This is a genomic window from Pseudolabrys sp. (genome assembly GCF_050250095.1).
Classification (GTDB): Bacteria; Pseudomonadota; Alphaproteobacteria; order Rhizobiales; family Xanthobacteraceae; genus Pseudolabrys.
Window position 1 is genome coordinate 55,888 of the sequence record NZ_JBFWPH010000002.1, and the last position, 14,625, is coordinate 70,512.

Consider the following 14,625-nt stretch of genomic DNA (forward strand, 5'->3'; position numbering starts at 1 on the left):
CGGTTCCCGGCCAAAGCGCCGCACGCGCAAGCCTCCCCCGGACAAGGCCCGGGGGAGGGTGCGCGTCAGCTCACGAGGAGCGGGGATTGGCGCGCGTCAGCCCGGCAGCAGCACGGTGTCGACGACATGGATGACGCCGTTCGACTGCTTGACGTTGGCGATGGTGACGGTGGCGACGTCGCCCTTCTCGTCGATCACCTCGATCTTGTCGCCCTTGAGCTTCGCGGTCAGCGTGCAGCCGCCGACGGTCTTGATCTTGTGCGCGCCGCCGTCATCCTTGATCATCTTCTTGATCGCGGAGGCCATCGCATCGGCGGCGACGACATGGCATGTCAGAATCTTGGTGAGCTTGTCCTTGTTTTCCGGCTTGAGCAGGGTCTCGACGGTGCCGGGCGGCAGTTTCTTGAAGGCCGCGTTGGTCGGCGCGAACACCGTGAACGGGCCTTTGCCCGACAGCGTGTCGACGAGGCCGGCCGCCTTCACGGCGGCGACCAGCGTGGTGTGGTCCTTCGAGTTCACCGCGTTCTGAATGATGTTCTTCGACGGATACATCGCCGCGCCGCCGACCATCTTGGTGTCTTCCGCGTAAGCGGCCGATGCGATGGCGCCGATCGCAAACGAAATCGCTACAGCTCCCGCGAGAGCCGTCTGGGATAGGCGTTTCATGGTGCTCCGTTTCCTCTGTGTGACCGTCTCTGACTGGAGACACGAGGTTTACGGAGCCTGCGCCGCGCTGGATCGTTCCAGCGCGTCACAAATTTGTGAGACGGTCTTGTGATCCGTTTGCGCGCGTGCTTTTCAGCGCACGATCTTCACCGAAAACCGGATTCCACTTTTCGGGACCGCGCGCTATTGCCGCTGCCAGCGTTCGGTGCCGATCTGCTTGCCGCCGGAATAGGTCCACACGCCCTGCCAGTTGCCGCCGTCGGAGCCGTAGAGCGCGAGGCCGCTCGAGTCGCCGGAGCGATAGGAGACCGCGATGAAGTTACGGTCGCCGATGCCGGTGCCGACATAGCGCGTGCTGCCGACGACCCAGACAACGCGATAGGTCTCGCCGGTTTTCTCGACCGTCACGGTGCCGGAATAGGCCGAGCCGTTGCCGGGATTGGTGCCCTGCACGGCGTAGCGGCCGGAAGGATCGGCGGCGAAGGCGGTGGTGAAGGTCAGCAGCATGAGAGCGGCGAATGCCGCGATGAAGCGCATGGATTGTCTCCCGATATGAATGTTGCGTCGATGCCGGACGGTCAGGCCGCGAGCGGGTCCGGCCCGTAACGATTGGTGCCGATGGTGCCGCGCAGGAAGCCGAGTTCGACGATGCCCCAGATCGACACCGCAAGGCCGACCAGCGACAGGATGAAGCCGAAGCTCCCCATGCCGTGGCTGATGGCGTTGAGTGCGAGCGGCAGCAGATAAAACAGCGCGAGCCACCAGCCGCTTCGGTCGCGGTCGTGCAGCCGCTTGATGCCGACCATCACGCCGGACACCATCAGCGGAATATAGACGACGAGCAGCACCACGAAGAACGCGCTGCCGAGCGCGAGCAGGAAAGCCAGCGCGGCAACGATAAGCATGGCGACGACGTAGATCGCGATCGCGGTCCAGTACGGCGCGCGGTTGAGCCGCCCCTGATACGTGAACAGGAGCGTCTTGAAATCGATGTTGTTCATGAGTTCGCCCCGCAATGTCTGTGACAGACGGGGACAAGCTTAGGGCTTTGCGGTGCGGCCGGTAAGGGGAGGCGGCCCTTTCTACAACGGCGGAAAGACGTGGCGGCCGTCCGGACCGAGCGGTAACGGTTCAACTTTGGTCACGGCCGCGAGCGTCAACGGCGCATAAAGATGCGGGAACAGCGCGCCGCCGCGCGACGGCTCCCATTTCAGCTTGTCGCCGAGTTTTGCCGTATCGACCGACACCAGCAGCAGGTCGCTCTGGCCGGCGAAGTGTTTCGCGGCCGTCTCGGCGGCCTGCGCGGCGGTCGAGAAGTGGATATAGCCGTCCGCGATATCGACCGGCGCGCCGGTGAAGACGCCGGCCTGCTCGGCCGCGCGCCACAGCGGCGCGGGGCAGATTTTGTAGATGGTCGCCACGCCGGCGGCGGTTACGCCGCGCCGCGCAGTTCCGGCCCGCCGTTCGAGGGCGGCGGGATCGGCGCGCCGTCGGCGGCGTATTCGTTGAGCTTGTTGCGCAGCGTGCGGATCGATATGCCGAGAATGTTCGCCGCGTGGGTGCGGTTGCCGAAGCAGTGCTTGAGCGTCTCGAGGATCAGGTCGCGCTCGACCTCGGCGACCGTGCGACCGACAAGGTTGCGGGTGACCTGCTCGGCGGCGAGTGCCGCCTGCGCGGCGACGCCCGAGCGCTGCTGGTCGAGCCGCGCGCCGTCCGGCGTGCGGATGTCTTCCGCGCCGATCTCCGCGCCGGTCGACAGCAGCACCGCGCGGTGCAGCGTGTTTTCCAGCTCGCGGACATTGCCCGGCCAGCGATTGGTGGTGAGCGCGCGCTGCGCCTCGGCCGAGAGCGGGCGCGCCGACAGGCCATTGCCGTCCGAATATTTCTTCACGAAATACTGCGCCAGTTCGATGATGTCGGCCGGACGTTCGCGCAGCGGCGGGATCTTCAGGTTCACGACGTTGAGGCGGAACAGGAGATCCTCGCGGAACGTGCCCTCGCGCACGGCGTCCGCCAGCACGCGGTTCGACGTCGCGATGATGCGGATATCGACGGCGACCGGCTTGGTGCCGCCGACGCGGTCGATCAGCCGTTCCTGGATGGCGCGCAGGAGCTTCGCCTGCAGCCGCACGTCCATCTCGGAGATTTCATCGAGCAGCAGCGTGCCGCCGTTGGCTTCCTCGAACTTGCCGATGCGGCGGGCGAGCGCGCCGGTGAAGGAGCCTTTCTCGTGGCCGAACAGCTCGGACTCGAGAAGGTTCTCGGGGATCGCCGCGCAATTGACCGAAATGAAAGGCTTCTTGGCACGGCTCGACTTGGCGTGAACGTAGCGCGCCAGCACTTCCTTGCCGGTGCCGCTTTCGCCGGTGATCAGGATGGAGGCTTCCGAGCCCGCGACCTGTTGGGCGAGCTTGACGACGCGGGCCATCGCGTCGTCGCGGAAGATCATGTCGCGCGCGTCGTCGGCGACGGCCGACAGCACTGCTGCGATCAGCTCGGCGTCCGGCGGCAGCGGGATGTACTCCTTGGCGCCGGCATGGATGGCGTCGACCGCGGCGCGGGCGTCGTTGGTGACGCCGCAGGCGACGATCGGCACATGGATGCGCTCGGCCTCGAGCTTCGCCAGCAGCGCGCGGATGTCGATCGCGACTTCGACCATCAGCAGGTCGGCGCCGCGTCCGGAGCGCAGCACCGCGAGCGCCTGGTCGATGGTGTCGGCCTGGGTGACGGCCGCGCCCTTGTCCATCGCGATCTTGGTCGCGACGGTCAACTGGCCCTTCAGGGTTCCGACGATCAGCAGTCGCATGGCTCTACTCCCTTATTTCTCGGCCTTGATGATTTCCGTCATCGTGACGCCGAGCTTGTCCTCAACCAGCACGACCTCGCCGCGCGCGACCAGCCGGTTGTTGACGTAGATATCGATCGCTTCGCCGACCTTGCGGTCGAGTTCGAGCACGGTGCCAGGCCCGAGCTTCAGCAGATTGCCGACGTCCATCCTGGCGCGGCCGAGCACGGCGGAAACCTGCACCGGAACGTCGAAGAGGGCTTCGAGGTCGGCGGCGCTGCGGTCGATGTCGTCGCCGCCCGGCGCCAACGGGCCGGCGTCGTCGACCTGCGTGACCTCCGCGCCCTGCTCGAGGTCCGGCAGCGGGACGCCTGCTTCGGGATTCTGCGTTTCTTGTTCGCTCATTGCTTGGACCTCCAAAACCTATTCCACGTCGGCGGCGCGCGCCGTGACGTAACGCTCGACCGCTTCGGCAATCGCGGCCTCGGTCGCCGCGCGATCGCGATTGACGCCGCCGTCCGCCCATTCGATCCGGCAGTCGCCGGCGGCGACCGCTGCATCCGACATCACCATGAGCCGGCCCGCGAAGCCGCGCGCCTGCGCGATGTCGTCGAGTTTGGCCTTGGCAGCGTCGAAAATCGTGTCGTTGACGCGCACACTGATGTGCGGCGTCGACGCGAGATGCTGGAAGCACTCGGTGGCAAGCGCGGTGATTTCCGTGAGCGGCTGCCGTGCGACCAGTTCCGGCGCGAGCTTGCGGGCGACCGCGACGGCGACCTCGACGGCCTCGATCTCGAGGCGGGCTTCGACGCCGTAAAGGCCGCGGCTCAGCCGTTCCAGCGTGTCGCCGACGACGCCGAGCGTGTTGGCGATCTGCTGCTCGATCTCGGTGCGTGCCTGCGCCTGGCCGGCGCCGAAGCCGTTGCGATAGGCGACCGCTTCCGCGTCGGCGCTGCGGCGCTCGTGCTCGACCACGGTCATGGTCGGCGTTTCGCCCTTGGCGAAGTCGGTCTCGAACAGGAATTTTGCTGCGGCTGCCATGATTATCCAATTGCTCGCATGAACTTTTCCGAAAACCGGTTCCCACTTTTCGGGTTCATGCTCAGTACACCAGCTCGTCGTCGCCGCGGCTCTTGGCGATGATGATTTCGCCCTTGGCGGCGAGGTCTTTGGCGAGATTGACCATGAGGCCCTGCGCCTCGTCGACGTCGCGCAGCCGCACCGGCCCCATCGCCTGCATGTCGTCGACCAGCATCTTGGCGGCGCGGCTCGACATCGCCTTGAAGAAGAATTCGCGGATCGTGTCGTTGGAGCCCTTGAGCGCGATCGCGAGCTTGTCCTTGTCGACATGGCGCATGAGGGTCTGCGCCGAGCCGGAATCGAGCTTCACGAGATCGTCGAAGGTGAACATCAGCGACTTGATGCGCTCGGCGGCGTCGCGGTTGTCGGATTCGAGCGCGGTGATGAAGCGGGTTTCGGTCTGGCGGTCGAAATTGTTGAAGATTTCCGCCATCACCTCGTGGGCGTCGCGGCGGCGCGTCTGCGACAGGTTCGACATGAATTCGGTACGCAGCGTCTGCTCGACGCGCTCGATGACTTCCTTCTGCACCGACTCCATCTTCAGCATGCGGTTGACGACGTCGAGCGCGAAGTCTTCGGGCATGATGCCGAGCACGCGCGCGGCGTGTTCCGGCCGCAGCTTGGAGAGCACGACGGCGACGGTCTGCGGGTATTCGTTCTTCAGGTAGTTGGCGAGCACCTCTTCCTGGACGTTTCCGAGCTTCTCCCACATGTTGCGTCCGGCCGGCCCGCGGATTTCGTCCATGATGCCGTGGACGCGCTCCGGCGGCAGATATTGCTGCAGCAGGCGTTCGGTGGCGTCGTAGTTGCCGAGCAGCGCGCCGGAGGCCGACATGCGGCCGACGAACTCGAGCAGCAGCTCCTCGACCATCTCGGCATCGACGGTGCCGAGCGTCGACATGATGATCGAAATCTCGCGCAGCTCGTCGTCGTCGAGCATGTTGAAGATTTTCGAGCCGTATTTGTCGCCGAGCGCGAGCATCAGCACGGCGGCGCGTTCCGGTCCGGTCAGCCTCCGACGGCCGCTGGCGCTCGCGCCCTGCGAACGATGCGCGAGCTGGGCGACCAGCGCGCCGATGTCTTCGTTCTGGGTTGCTTCCTGCACCGTCGCCATGATTTACGCCGCGTCCTCGTGGAGCCAGCTGCGGATGATGGAGACCGCTTCGTGCGGGTTCTTGTCGGCCAGTTCGCCGACCTTCTGCACCGACTCGGCGTGGACCTTGCCCTGCACCTGGGCGACGTCGATCATCGCCGAGGTGCGGTTGGAGATCGCGACCGCCTCGTCGCTGCCGACCAGCGAGACCGTCGGTCCGCCGGCCGATGAAATGCCGCCGCCGGAAATCGCCTGGCCGTCCGGGCCGACCAGCACGGCGGCGCGGCCGGTGGCCTGCGGACCGTCCGGCGTGACGATGCGGCGCACCAGCGGGCGCACCACCATGAACATCACGACAAGACCGAGCAGCGCCATGACGCCGAGTTCGGCGCCGCGCATGATGTCGTCCTTGGTGAACTGAAGAAACTTGGCGTACCACGGCCCCGGTTCGCCGACGGGAAGCGACGGCGTTTCGGCGAAGCGCAGGTTGACGACCTCGACCTGGTCGCCGCGCTTCTGGTCGAAGCCGATGGCGGAGCGCACCAGCGCGGCGATGCGGTCGAGCTCTTCCTTGCTGCGCGGCTGATAGGTCGGCTCGCCCTTGTCGTTCTTGGCGTAGCTGCCGTCCACCAGCACGGCGACCGAGATGCGGTTGACGCGGCCGGCTTCGGTCACTTCGGTCTTGGTGATGCGGGAGATCTCGTAATTGACGATTTCCTCGGTCTTCTTGCTTGCCTCGCGCGGCGTGCTGTCGTTGGCGCCGCCCTGCTGGTTGGCGCCGCCCGGCAGTTCGTTGCCGACCGACACCGGGCCCTGCTTGGCGTCGCCCGAGGTCGACTGTTCCTCGCGGGTCTGGCTGGAGCGCACCACGCGGCTTTCCGGGTCGTATTTGTCGGAGGTCTGCGTCACGCGATTGACGTCGAAATCCGCGGTCAGTTCGACGCGGGCGCGGTTCGGCCCGACCACGGAATTGACGATCTGCTCGACGCGGTCGCGCAGCCGCCGCTCATAAGCCGTTTTGCGTTCGTCGGCGGCCATGCCGGTGAGGGGATCGGCGGTCTCGGCGCCGTCGGCGAGCAGCCGGCCGGTCTCGTCGACCACCGAGACGCGTTCGGGCTTGAGACCGTTGACGGCCGTGGCGGCCAGATGGCGGATGGCGCGGACCTGCTGGTGTTCGAGCGAGCCGCGCACGCGCAGCACGATCGATGCCGAGGGCTCGATCTTGTCGCGCGAGAAGAGGGGGCGGTCCGGCAGCACGAGATGCACGCGCGCGGCCTGGACGCGGTCGAGGCTGCGGATGGTGCGGGCAAGCTCGCCTTCGAGCGCGCGCAGCTTGTTGATGTTCTGAATGAAGCTCGTGGCGCCGAGCGCGTCCGACTTGTCGAAGATCTCGTAGCCGACGCCGCCGCCCTTGGGCAGTCCGGCCTCGGCGAGCTTCATGCGCAGCCGGGCAACCTGGTCCTTCGGCGCCATGATGATCGCGCCGTCGGCCTTGACCGAATAGGCGATGCCCTGCCGCTCGAGGTCTTTCACGATGGAGGCGGAGTCTTCGACGGAAAGGTCGGTGAACAGCGGCACCATCGCCGGCTGGGTCACCTGCATCATCAGCACCGCGAAAAATCCGACCAGCGCCAGCGTAACCGCGAGCATTGCCGCGATGCGGGCCGCGCCAAATGCTTTCAGAAAGTCGAAAAATGCCTGCACCGGACCCATGCCTTTGCGATCAGGCGCGACGCACGCCCGACGCGGCAAAATTTGCCCAGTTTATGGTTAGCAGCCGGTTAACGACCGGCGTCTGCGCAAACGAAAACGCCGGCCCAGCGGCCGGCGTTTCGGAATTCGGTAAGGATCGTCTTAAGGACGGTACTGCTGGATGCGCGTGGTGCGCAGGCCGGCGAGGCCGTGCTGATCGATCGAATACTGCCAGGAGAGGAATTCCTCGACGGTCAGCGTGTAGCGGCCGCACGCCTCTTCGAGGGAGAGAAGGCCCCCGCGAACGGCGGCAACGACTTCCGCTTTACGCCGGATCACCCAGCGTTTCGTGGAGGGCGGCGGCAGGTCCGCGATGGTGAGCGGGCTGCCATCTGGCCCGATGACATACTTGACCCTCGGGCGGTGGGGTTCGGTCATTGTTTGAACTCACAACTCAACTGACAAATGCCAGTGCAAACTAGCGGCCCCAGCTTAAAATTTACCTAAGTCCGGCGCCCGATTGCGGGAAAAAATTGCCGGAAATGCGCATTAAACAGTTGGTGACGAATTGCGGCGCCCGCCGGACGGGGCTAGCCGGTGAAGCCGATAATACGCTTGATCTTGTCGAAACTGTAGGTCTGTCCGCCGATCGTGAGCACCGGCGGGGTGGTCGAGACATCGACCGACTGGACCTGGCCCTGAACCTCGGTGGTCACCGCGGTGGACTGGCCGCTCGAATCCACGGCCGAGATCGTCATCGTGTAGTCGCCGTCCGGCCAAAGCGCGCCGTTGTTGCCGCGGCCGTCCCAGGAGAAGGCCTGGGTGCCGGTATTGATGGCAAAGCTGCCGCTGTAGGCGGTTTCGCCGTTGGCGGCCTTGATGGTGAAGGTCGCGCTCGCCGGCTTGGTCGAGGAGAAGCTCCATTCGGCGCTGCCGTTGGCGAGCTTGGCGGTCGAGCCGTCGATCGCCACCGTCGCGCCGACATAGGCGAGCGCGGCCGTCGTCTGCGCGGTCTTTTCCAGCGAGACGAGCTGGGTCAACTGGTCGTTCGCCTTCATCTGCTGTTCGACCTGCGAGAACTGCACGAGCTGCTGGGTGAACTGGTTGGTGTCCAGCGGATCGAGCGGGTTCTGGTTCTTGAGCTGCGTGGTCAGCAGCGTCAGGAAGGTCTGGAAGTTGTTGGCGATGCTGCCGTTCTTGTTGACCGCGGCGGCGGCCGCCGAAGCCTGCGCGGCCGAAACCGGGGTCGAGCCAATCGTGGACGGTGAGGTGGCGGTGGTAGCCATGATGTTTTCCCCTAGACGCGAATATCGACGCCGCCGCGCGAGCCGGCGAGCGTGCGATAGCCGCGTTGCATGGTTTCGACCGGCGGCAGCGCATCGTCCCTGACGATCACTTCAGCCGTGTCGCGCGATTGACGGAACGCCTGCTGCTGCATGCTCTGGTCGCGCAGCGAGAACTGCATGCCGTTGTCCGAGGTTTTCAGGCCGGCATCCTGCAGCGCGCGCTCGAGGCCGTTGGCGTCGCGGCGCAGCAGGTCGAGCGTTTCCGGCCGGTCGACGACAAGCCGCGACGTGACATGGCCGTGGCGGTCGACATCGAGCCGCACGTCGATGCGGCCGAGTTCCGGCGGATCGAGGCGAATTTCGAACGAGTGCTTGCCGGCCTTGGCCTGCGCGGTGAGCTGGACTGCGACGCCTTCGACCGGAACGGCCGGCGCCTGCGGCGCGGCGGCGACATTGGCCTGCGCGGTGGCCGGCTGCGTGTGCTGCACGGCATTGGGGCCTTGCGGCCCCTGCGGCTGGTTTTGCGGACCTTGGGTCTGCGCGGTGTTCGAATTGGCGTTGCCCGGCACCTCGGTGGCCTTGTCGGCGCCGCCGGCATGATGGGTTTTCTGCTCGGCCGCCGCGTTGGCGTCGCCGTCGGCGGGCTTGGCATTGGCGGCGTCTGCCGGCTTGGCGTCGTGCGTGTTGCCGTCGTGCTGCGCCTTGAGCGCGTCGTGGAACGTCTTGTCGTCCGGCACATCAGCCGTGTCGGCGGGCTTGGCCGCGTCGCTCTTGCCGTCCGTCTTGGCCGTCTCGCCGGCAGCGGCTTTGAGATCGGCGGTGAACAGGGCGGGCGTCGCGGGCTTGTCGCCGCCGATGACAGGGTCGGCCTCCGCCGGCGTCTCGCTGGCCTCCGCCGTCACCTGCGCGGTCACGACCGGTGCGGCAGCAACCTTGATGTCGGCCGGCTTGGCGGCATCGGCCTGCGACGGATCGGCCGCAACCTGAACGCCATCGGCGAGCACAGCATCGGCATCCGGGTCGGCGCCGTCCGTGGTTTCCTTGCTGTCGTCGCCGGCAATGACGGTGGTGTCCTCGTCGCCCTCGGTGGCGTTGCTTTCGTCCGCGGCCTTGGCGTCGGTCTTCGTGTCCTTGGTCTCGGCGGGTTCGGCGTCGTTGTCGGCCCGGTCCGCCTTGTCGCTCCGGTGCACCGGTTTGTCGTCGCGGTTGGCTGCGCGTCCGGCACCGCGGCGATCCTGATGACTGCGTTCGGCGCGCGAGGCTTCCGGCTGCTTCACGGCCTCGGCCGGCTGGTCGGGGCGAGCCGCGATGTCGCCGTCGCCCGCCGAGGCCCGATCGATCAGCGACGCAAACGGCGCAGCCGGCGCATCGGCATGAGCATTCGCCGGCCGGTTCCGCTGGCCGGAACGGGCGCTGGCGTGGCTCGTGGCATGAGCTTCGGACGCAACCTGGGGCACGAAACACCTCTTGCTGGATATCCGGCGAAAGCGGTGCAAGCCGCAGGCCAATCGCGCGGGCTTTGCGTTGTTGAGTTAAATCAAAGACTTACTGCCATCCTGTGCCAGTTTAGAAAGGTTCCGGCCGCCGGCGCCGGGAAAAATTTGCCGGTCCGTCCGGTGGACGTGGCAGCGCGGGATTATTCGGTCTATCTAACCAGCATCGGCCGGCGGTTTTGCCGGCGTCGCAGCAGGCTTTCAGCGGACTTTCGATGCGTAACAGTCTCGATCTCGACGGCCGCCCGCAGGACACCCGCGTCGTTGTCGCGATGTCCGGCGGCGTCGATTCGTCCGTCACCGCGGCGCTGCTGAAGGCCGAGGGCTACGACGTCGTCGGCGTGACCTTGCAGCTTTACGATCACGGCGCGGCGACCCACCGCAAGGGCGCCTGCTGCGCGGGTCAGGATATCTACGACGCCCGCGCGGTCGCCGACCGCATCGGCATTCCGCACTACGTGCTCGACTACGAGGACCGTTTCCGCGAGGCGGTGATCGAACGCTTTGCCGAAAGCTATGTGCATGGCGAGACGCCGGTGCCCTGCATCGACTGCAACCAGACCATCAAGTTCACCGAGTTGCTGTCGACCGCGCGCGACCTCGGCGCGCAGGTGATGGCGACCGGGCACTACGTCGTGTCGCGCGGCTTGCCGAACGGCGCGCGAGCGATCTATCGCGCCCGCGAGGAAGACCGCGACCAGAGCTATTTCCTGTTCAACACCACGCCGGCGCAACTCGACGCGCTGCGCTTCCCGCTCGGCAACCTCACCAAGCTCGAGACGCGGGACATCGCGCGGCAGTACGGCCTCGTCGTCGCCGAGAAGCACGACAGTCAGGACATCTGCTTCGTGCCGTCGGGCAAATATACCGACGTGATCGAGCGGCTGAAGCCGGGCGCGGCCGAGCCCGGCGAGATCGTCGATCTCTCGGGCAAGGTGCTGGGTAAGCATTCCGGCATCATCCATTTCACCATCGGCCAGCGGCGCGGCCTCGGTGTTTCGACCGGCGCGCCGCTCTATGTGGTTCGGCTCGATGCCGACCGCGGCCGTGTCGTGGTCGGTCCGCGCGATGCCTTGCGCACACGGCGCATCCGGCTGCGTGACGTCAACTGGCTCGGCGACGGCACCGTCAAACAGGCGTTGGCTGACGACCGTTTCGAGGTTTTCGTGAAAGTGCGCTCGACCCGGCCGCCCCAGGCGGCCTGGCTCCGTCACGCCGACGGCGCTTATGAAGTCGAGCTGATCGACGGCGAGGATGGCGTGTCGCCGGGGCAGGCCTGCGTGTTCTACGATGCACGCGAAGGTCAGGCGCGCATGCTCGGCGGCGGCTTCATCGCGAGCGCGCAAAGCGCCGCCGATGTCGCAACGCGGCCCGGCACGGCCGCTGTGACCGCTACCGCACGAGGCTGATCGCAATCATGGGCGCGGAAGCGTTCAACCGCGACAGTATCGCGCGGGCTTATGGTCGCTGGGCGCCGATTTACGATTTCGTGTTCGGCAAGGTGTTCGCGCCCGGGCGCGCAGCGGCGATTGCCGCGGCCGAGCGGGTCGGGGGCCGCATTCTCGATGTCGGCGTCGGCACCGGTATTTCGCTGCCGGCCTATGCGCGCACCAACCGCATCACCGGCATCGACATTTCCGCACCGATGCTGCGCAAGGCCTGCGAGCGGGTGAGGGAGCACAAGCTCGACAATGTCGAGGCACTTGCGGTGATGGACGCCGCCAATCTCGCCTTTGCCGACGCGACGTTCGACGTGGTGATGGCGCAGTTCCTGATCACCGCGGTGCCGGATCCCGAAGGCACACTCGACGAGTTCGCGCGGGTAACGCGCCCGGGCGGCGAGATCGTTCTGGTCAATCACATCGGCGCCGACAGCGGGTTGCGCTGGTGGTTCGAACTTGCTTTCTCGCCGCTCGCGCAGCGGCTCGGCTGGCGGCCGGAATTCAAGTTCGCCCGCATCGCGGAGTGGGCGACGAAGAACGGCGGCGTCGAACTGATCGAGCGTCGCGCGATCCAGCCACTCGGCCAGTTTTCCCTCATCCGATACCGCCGGACATAGTCGCGGGAACTTCGCCGCGCGCGGCGCGTTTTCCCGTCATGAGAACATCCGTGACGACAGCGGCAGCGCTTGCCATGAGCGCCATCGCATTCGCCGCCTCGGCGCAATCGCCGCCGGCGCCGAAGCCCGTCGAGCCGCAGCAGGAAACGCGCGACCCCAAGGCCTGCGCCAATGCCCGCGCCGAAGTCGACAGGAAGGGCGCTGTCGATGTGCGCGATCCCAAGGACCGCACCCTGAGCGAGCAACTGGCGAAGTCCGACGGCGTGATCTGCCCGCCGGCAGCGATCGACCCGGCCATCAAGGCGCCGACGCCGGAAACCGGCAGCACCACGCCGGTGATCCCGCCGCCCGGCAGCAACGACCCGACGATCCGCCCGAAATAAGCGTCGGGCAGGGCAAGCCTTGCTTGACAGGTTTTCGCTGGCGTCCCTATATCCGGCCCCGTGTGGCGGGGTAGCTCAGCTGGTTAGAGCAGCGGAATCATAATCCGGAGGTCGGGGGTTCGAGTCCCTCCCCCGCTACCACACACTCCCCAGAACCAGATTTGTTGGCCGGGCCGGTGGGGCCGCCGACAAGCTTGCACGCCAAGACACTGAATTTCCTCGGCTTTGTTGCTGTAAGAATTCGTGATCGCGCGCGTTGCGGCACTTGATTGCGAATGAACGTTCATTCTCTTATTGTGCGCCGCCGCAATGATGGGCAAAGGCCCGTCGTGCGTGTTCGACAAGCACCTTCAAGGATCACTCGATCGATGCCGCGCATTAGCGCCCAGCAGCAGAGCGACCGTCGCAACGAAATCCTCGCCGCCGCGCAGCGGTGTTTCGTGCGTTCCGGATTTCATGGCGCCTCGATGCAGGACATCTGCGCCGAGGCCGGCATGAGCCCCGGCAATCTCTATCGCTATTTCCCCTCGAAGGAGGCGCTGATCGCCGGCATCGCCGAGCGCGACCGCGCCGAGGTGGCGCACAGCTTTGCCGAAGCCGATCTCTCGCAAGGCGTCTTCAAGGTGCTCGAGGGCCTCGCGCATTATCATTTCGCCCAGCGTCCGATCGAGGACGTCCTGCTCTGCACCGAAGTGATGGGGCAGGCGCGGCGTCATCCCGACATCGGCGAGATTTCGCGGTCGTTCGACGTCGACGTGCGGCGCTGGCTGCGCGACCTGCTCGATGCCGGCGTCGCGCGCGGCGATATTCCGGGCGACGTCGATCTCGACGGCGCCATCACCATGCTGATGACCATCGCCGACGGGATGTGGTGGCGCCGCGCGCTCGATCCCGATTTCGATCCGGAAAAGATCGTGCCGATCTTCATCGACATCATGCGTCATCTGTTGCGGAGCCGGCCGAAGCAGGCCGGGGAAAGTTCGTCATGAAAGCCAGCCGTATCGTTGCCGTCGGTCTCGTCGCGGTCGCCGCGTTGTGGATCGGTTCGGGTTACATCATCGGCAGTCACGAGACGAACAGCGAGGCGGCGATCCGCACGCCGGACGCCGCGCACAAGCCGTTCCGCGTCGCCGTCATCGCGACGGAGCGCGTGCAGCACAGCCGCAAGCTGGTGCTGTCGGGCCGCACCGAGGCGATCCACAAGATGATGGCGATCGCGCGCACCAACGGCACCATCGAGCAACTCAACGTTCGCCGCGGCTCCACCGTCAAGGAAGGCGACGTCATCGCCCGGCTGTCCGACGAGGCGCGCGTGGCGCAGGTTGCGCAGGCGCGCGCGCTGGTCGCGCAGCGCAAGTCCGAACTCGACGCCAAGCGCCGGCTGATCGAAACCGGCGCGCTGCCGCGGCTCGATCTCGTCAATCTGGAAGCGCAATACAAGGCCGCCGAGGCGACGCTCGCGGCAGCCGAAGCCGAGGCCGACCGTGGCGCGGTGAAGGCGCCGTGGTCCGGCGTCGTGACCGACGTTCCGGTCGAGCCGGGGCAGGCGGTGACGGCGACGAAGGAGATCGCGCAGATCGTCGCGCTCGATCCCATGCTGGTGGTCGTCGAGGTGTCCGAGCGCAAGCTGCCCGGCGTCAAGGTCGGCGCGGAAGTGAACGTTCGCCTCATCACCGGCGGCGACGCCAGGGGCCGCATCCGCTTCGTGTCGAAATCCGCGAGCCAGACGACGCGCACCTATCGCGTCGAGGTCGAAGTCGCGAACCCCGAGGGTGCGATTCCCGACGGCATCACATCGGAGGTTGCGATCTCGCTCGCACCCGAGCCTGCGACGCGGGTGCCGCGTTCGGCGCTGACATTCTCCTCGGCTGGCGATCTCGGCGTGCGCATCGTCGATGCGCAGAACAAGGTCGCCTTCGTGCCGGTGACCGTCTCGGAAGACGAGCAGACGCACATGTGGGTCGCCGGCGTCGAGAACGGCGCCAAGGTCATCGTGCAGGGCCAGGACTTCGTGCGCGAAGGGCAGACCGTCGAGGCGGTGCCGGCGAGCGCCGCGCCGCAGGCGCTGTCGTCGGCGAAGTAAAACAG

The 14,625-nt window shown here is 66.4% G+C and carries 17 protein-coding genes and 1 tRNA gene; 6 read left to right on the forward strand and 12 right to left on the reverse strand.

Features of this window, described 5'->3' with window-relative positions:
• Positions 1–96: 96 nt before the first annotated feature.
• The 12 genes from AB7F10_RS05550 to AB7F10_RS05605 form a co-directional block, all read right to left on the reverse strand.
• Positions 97–666, reverse strand: a complete 570-nt coding sequence (locus AB7F10_RS05550) for a fasciclin domain-containing protein (protein ID WP_428559863.1) — start codon at positions 664–666, stop codon at positions 97–99.
• Positions 667–849: 183 nt separating this feature from the next.
• Positions 850–1,203 (reverse strand): hypothetical protein, encoded by a 354-nt coding sequence (locus AB7F10_RS05555; protein WP_428559861.1) that lies wholly within the window; start codon positions 1,201–1,203, stop codon positions 850–852.
• 41 nt (positions 1,204–1,244) lie between these two features.
• The gene (locus AB7F10_RS05560) at positions 1,245–1,667 is read right to left on the reverse strand and encodes a DUF805 domain-containing protein (RefSeq protein ID WP_428559858.1); all 423 of its coding nucleotides are present in this window, start codon (positions 1,665–1,667) and stop codon (positions 1,245–1,247) included.
• 81 nt (positions 1,668–1,748) lie between these two features.
• Positions 1,749–2,087, reverse strand: coding sequence for a DUF952 domain-containing protein (locus tag AB7F10_RS05565; protein WP_428559856.1), 339 nt, complete (start codon positions 2,085–2,087; stop codon positions 1,749–1,751).
• Between the two features lie 11 nt (positions 2,088–2,098).
• On the reverse strand, positions 2,099–3,472 hold the full coding sequence (locus tag AB7F10_RS05570; protein ID WP_428559854.1) for a sigma-54-dependent transcriptional regulator: 1,374 nt from the start codon (positions 3,470–3,472) through the stop codon (positions 2,099–2,101).
• A gap of 12 nt (positions 3,473–3,484) precedes the next feature.
• Positions 3,485–3,856, reverse strand: coding sequence for a flagellar motor switch protein FliN (gene fliN, locus AB7F10_RS05575; RefSeq protein ID WP_428559852.1), 372 nt, complete (start codon positions 3,854–3,856; stop codon positions 3,485–3,487).
• 18 nt (positions 3,857–3,874) lie between these two features.
• A complete protein-coding gene (locus tag AB7F10_RS05580; protein ID WP_428559850.1) occupies positions 3,875–4,492 on the reverse strand; it encodes a FliH/SctL family protein in 618 nt (205 codons plus the stop codon).
• Between the two features lie 61 nt (positions 4,493–4,553).
• Positions 4,554–5,645, reverse strand: coding sequence for a flagellar motor switch protein FliG (gene fliG, locus AB7F10_RS05585; protein ID WP_428559848.1), 1,092 nt, complete (start codon positions 5,643–5,645; stop codon positions 4,554–4,556).
• Between the two features lie 3 nt (positions 5,646–5,648).
• Positions 5,649–7,328: a flagellar basal-body MS-ring/collar protein FliF gene (gene fliF, locus AB7F10_RS05590; RefSeq protein ID WP_428559846.1), complete on the reverse strand. Its 1,680-nt coding sequence runs from the start codon at positions 7,326–7,328 to the stop codon at positions 5,649–5,651.
• 150 nt (positions 7,329–7,478) lie between these two features.
• Complete coding sequence (locus tag AB7F10_RS05595) at positions 7,479–7,754, reverse strand: DUF1153 domain-containing protein (protein ID WP_428559844.1); 276 nt, start codon at positions 7,752–7,754, stop codon at positions 7,479–7,481.
• A 152-nt stretch (positions 7,755–7,906) separates the two neighbouring features.
• The gene (locus tag AB7F10_RS05600; RefSeq protein WP_428559842.1) at positions 7,907–8,602 is read right to left on the reverse strand and encodes a flagellar hook assembly protein FlgD; all 696 of its coding nucleotides are present in this window, start codon (positions 8,600–8,602) and stop codon (positions 7,907–7,909) included.
• A gap of 11 nt (positions 8,603–8,613) precedes the next feature.
• A complete protein-coding gene (locus AB7F10_RS05605; protein WP_428559840.1) occupies positions 8,614–10,059 on the reverse strand; it encodes a flagellar hook-length control protein FliK in 1,446 nt (481 codons plus the stop codon).
• Between the two features lie 251 nt (positions 10,060–10,310).
• Between AB7F10_RS05605 and mnmA the strand changes: the two genes are divergently transcribed.
• From mnmA to AB7F10_RS05635, 6 genes are all read left to right on the forward strand, one after another.
• Positions 10,311–11,504, forward strand: coding sequence for a tRNA 2-thiouridine(34) synthase MnmA (gene mnmA / locus AB7F10_RS05610; protein WP_428559838.1), 1,194 nt, complete (start codon positions 10,311–10,313; stop codon positions 11,502–11,504).
• An 8-nt stretch (positions 11,505–11,512) separates the two neighbouring features.
• Complete coding sequence (locus tag AB7F10_RS05615; protein WP_428559836.1) at positions 11,513–12,154, forward strand: class I SAM-dependent methyltransferase; 642 nt, start codon at positions 11,513–11,515, stop codon at positions 12,152–12,154.
• 50 nt (positions 12,155–12,204) lie between these two features.
• The gene (locus tag AB7F10_RS05620; protein WP_428559834.1) at positions 12,205–12,537 is read left to right on the forward strand and encodes a hypothetical protein; all 333 of its coding nucleotides are present in this window, start codon (positions 12,205–12,207) and stop codon (positions 12,535–12,537) included.
• A 64-nt stretch (positions 12,538–12,601) separates the two neighbouring features.
• A tRNA-Met gene (locus AB7F10_RS05625) sits at positions 12,602–12,678 on the forward strand.
• A 227-nt stretch (positions 12,679–12,905) separates the two neighbouring features.
• A complete protein-coding gene (locus tag AB7F10_RS05630) occupies positions 12,906–13,526 on the forward strand; it encodes a TetR/AcrR family transcriptional regulator (protein WP_428559831.1) in 621 nt (206 codons plus the stop codon).
• A complete protein-coding gene (locus AB7F10_RS05635) occupies positions 13,523–14,620 on the forward strand; it encodes an efflux RND transporter periplasmic adaptor subunit (protein ID WP_428559828.1) in 1,098 nt (365 codons plus the stop codon). Before AB7F10_RS05630 ends, AB7F10_RS05635 begins: the two co-directional genes overlap by 4 nt.
• Positions 14,621–14,625: the final 5 nt, after the last annotated feature.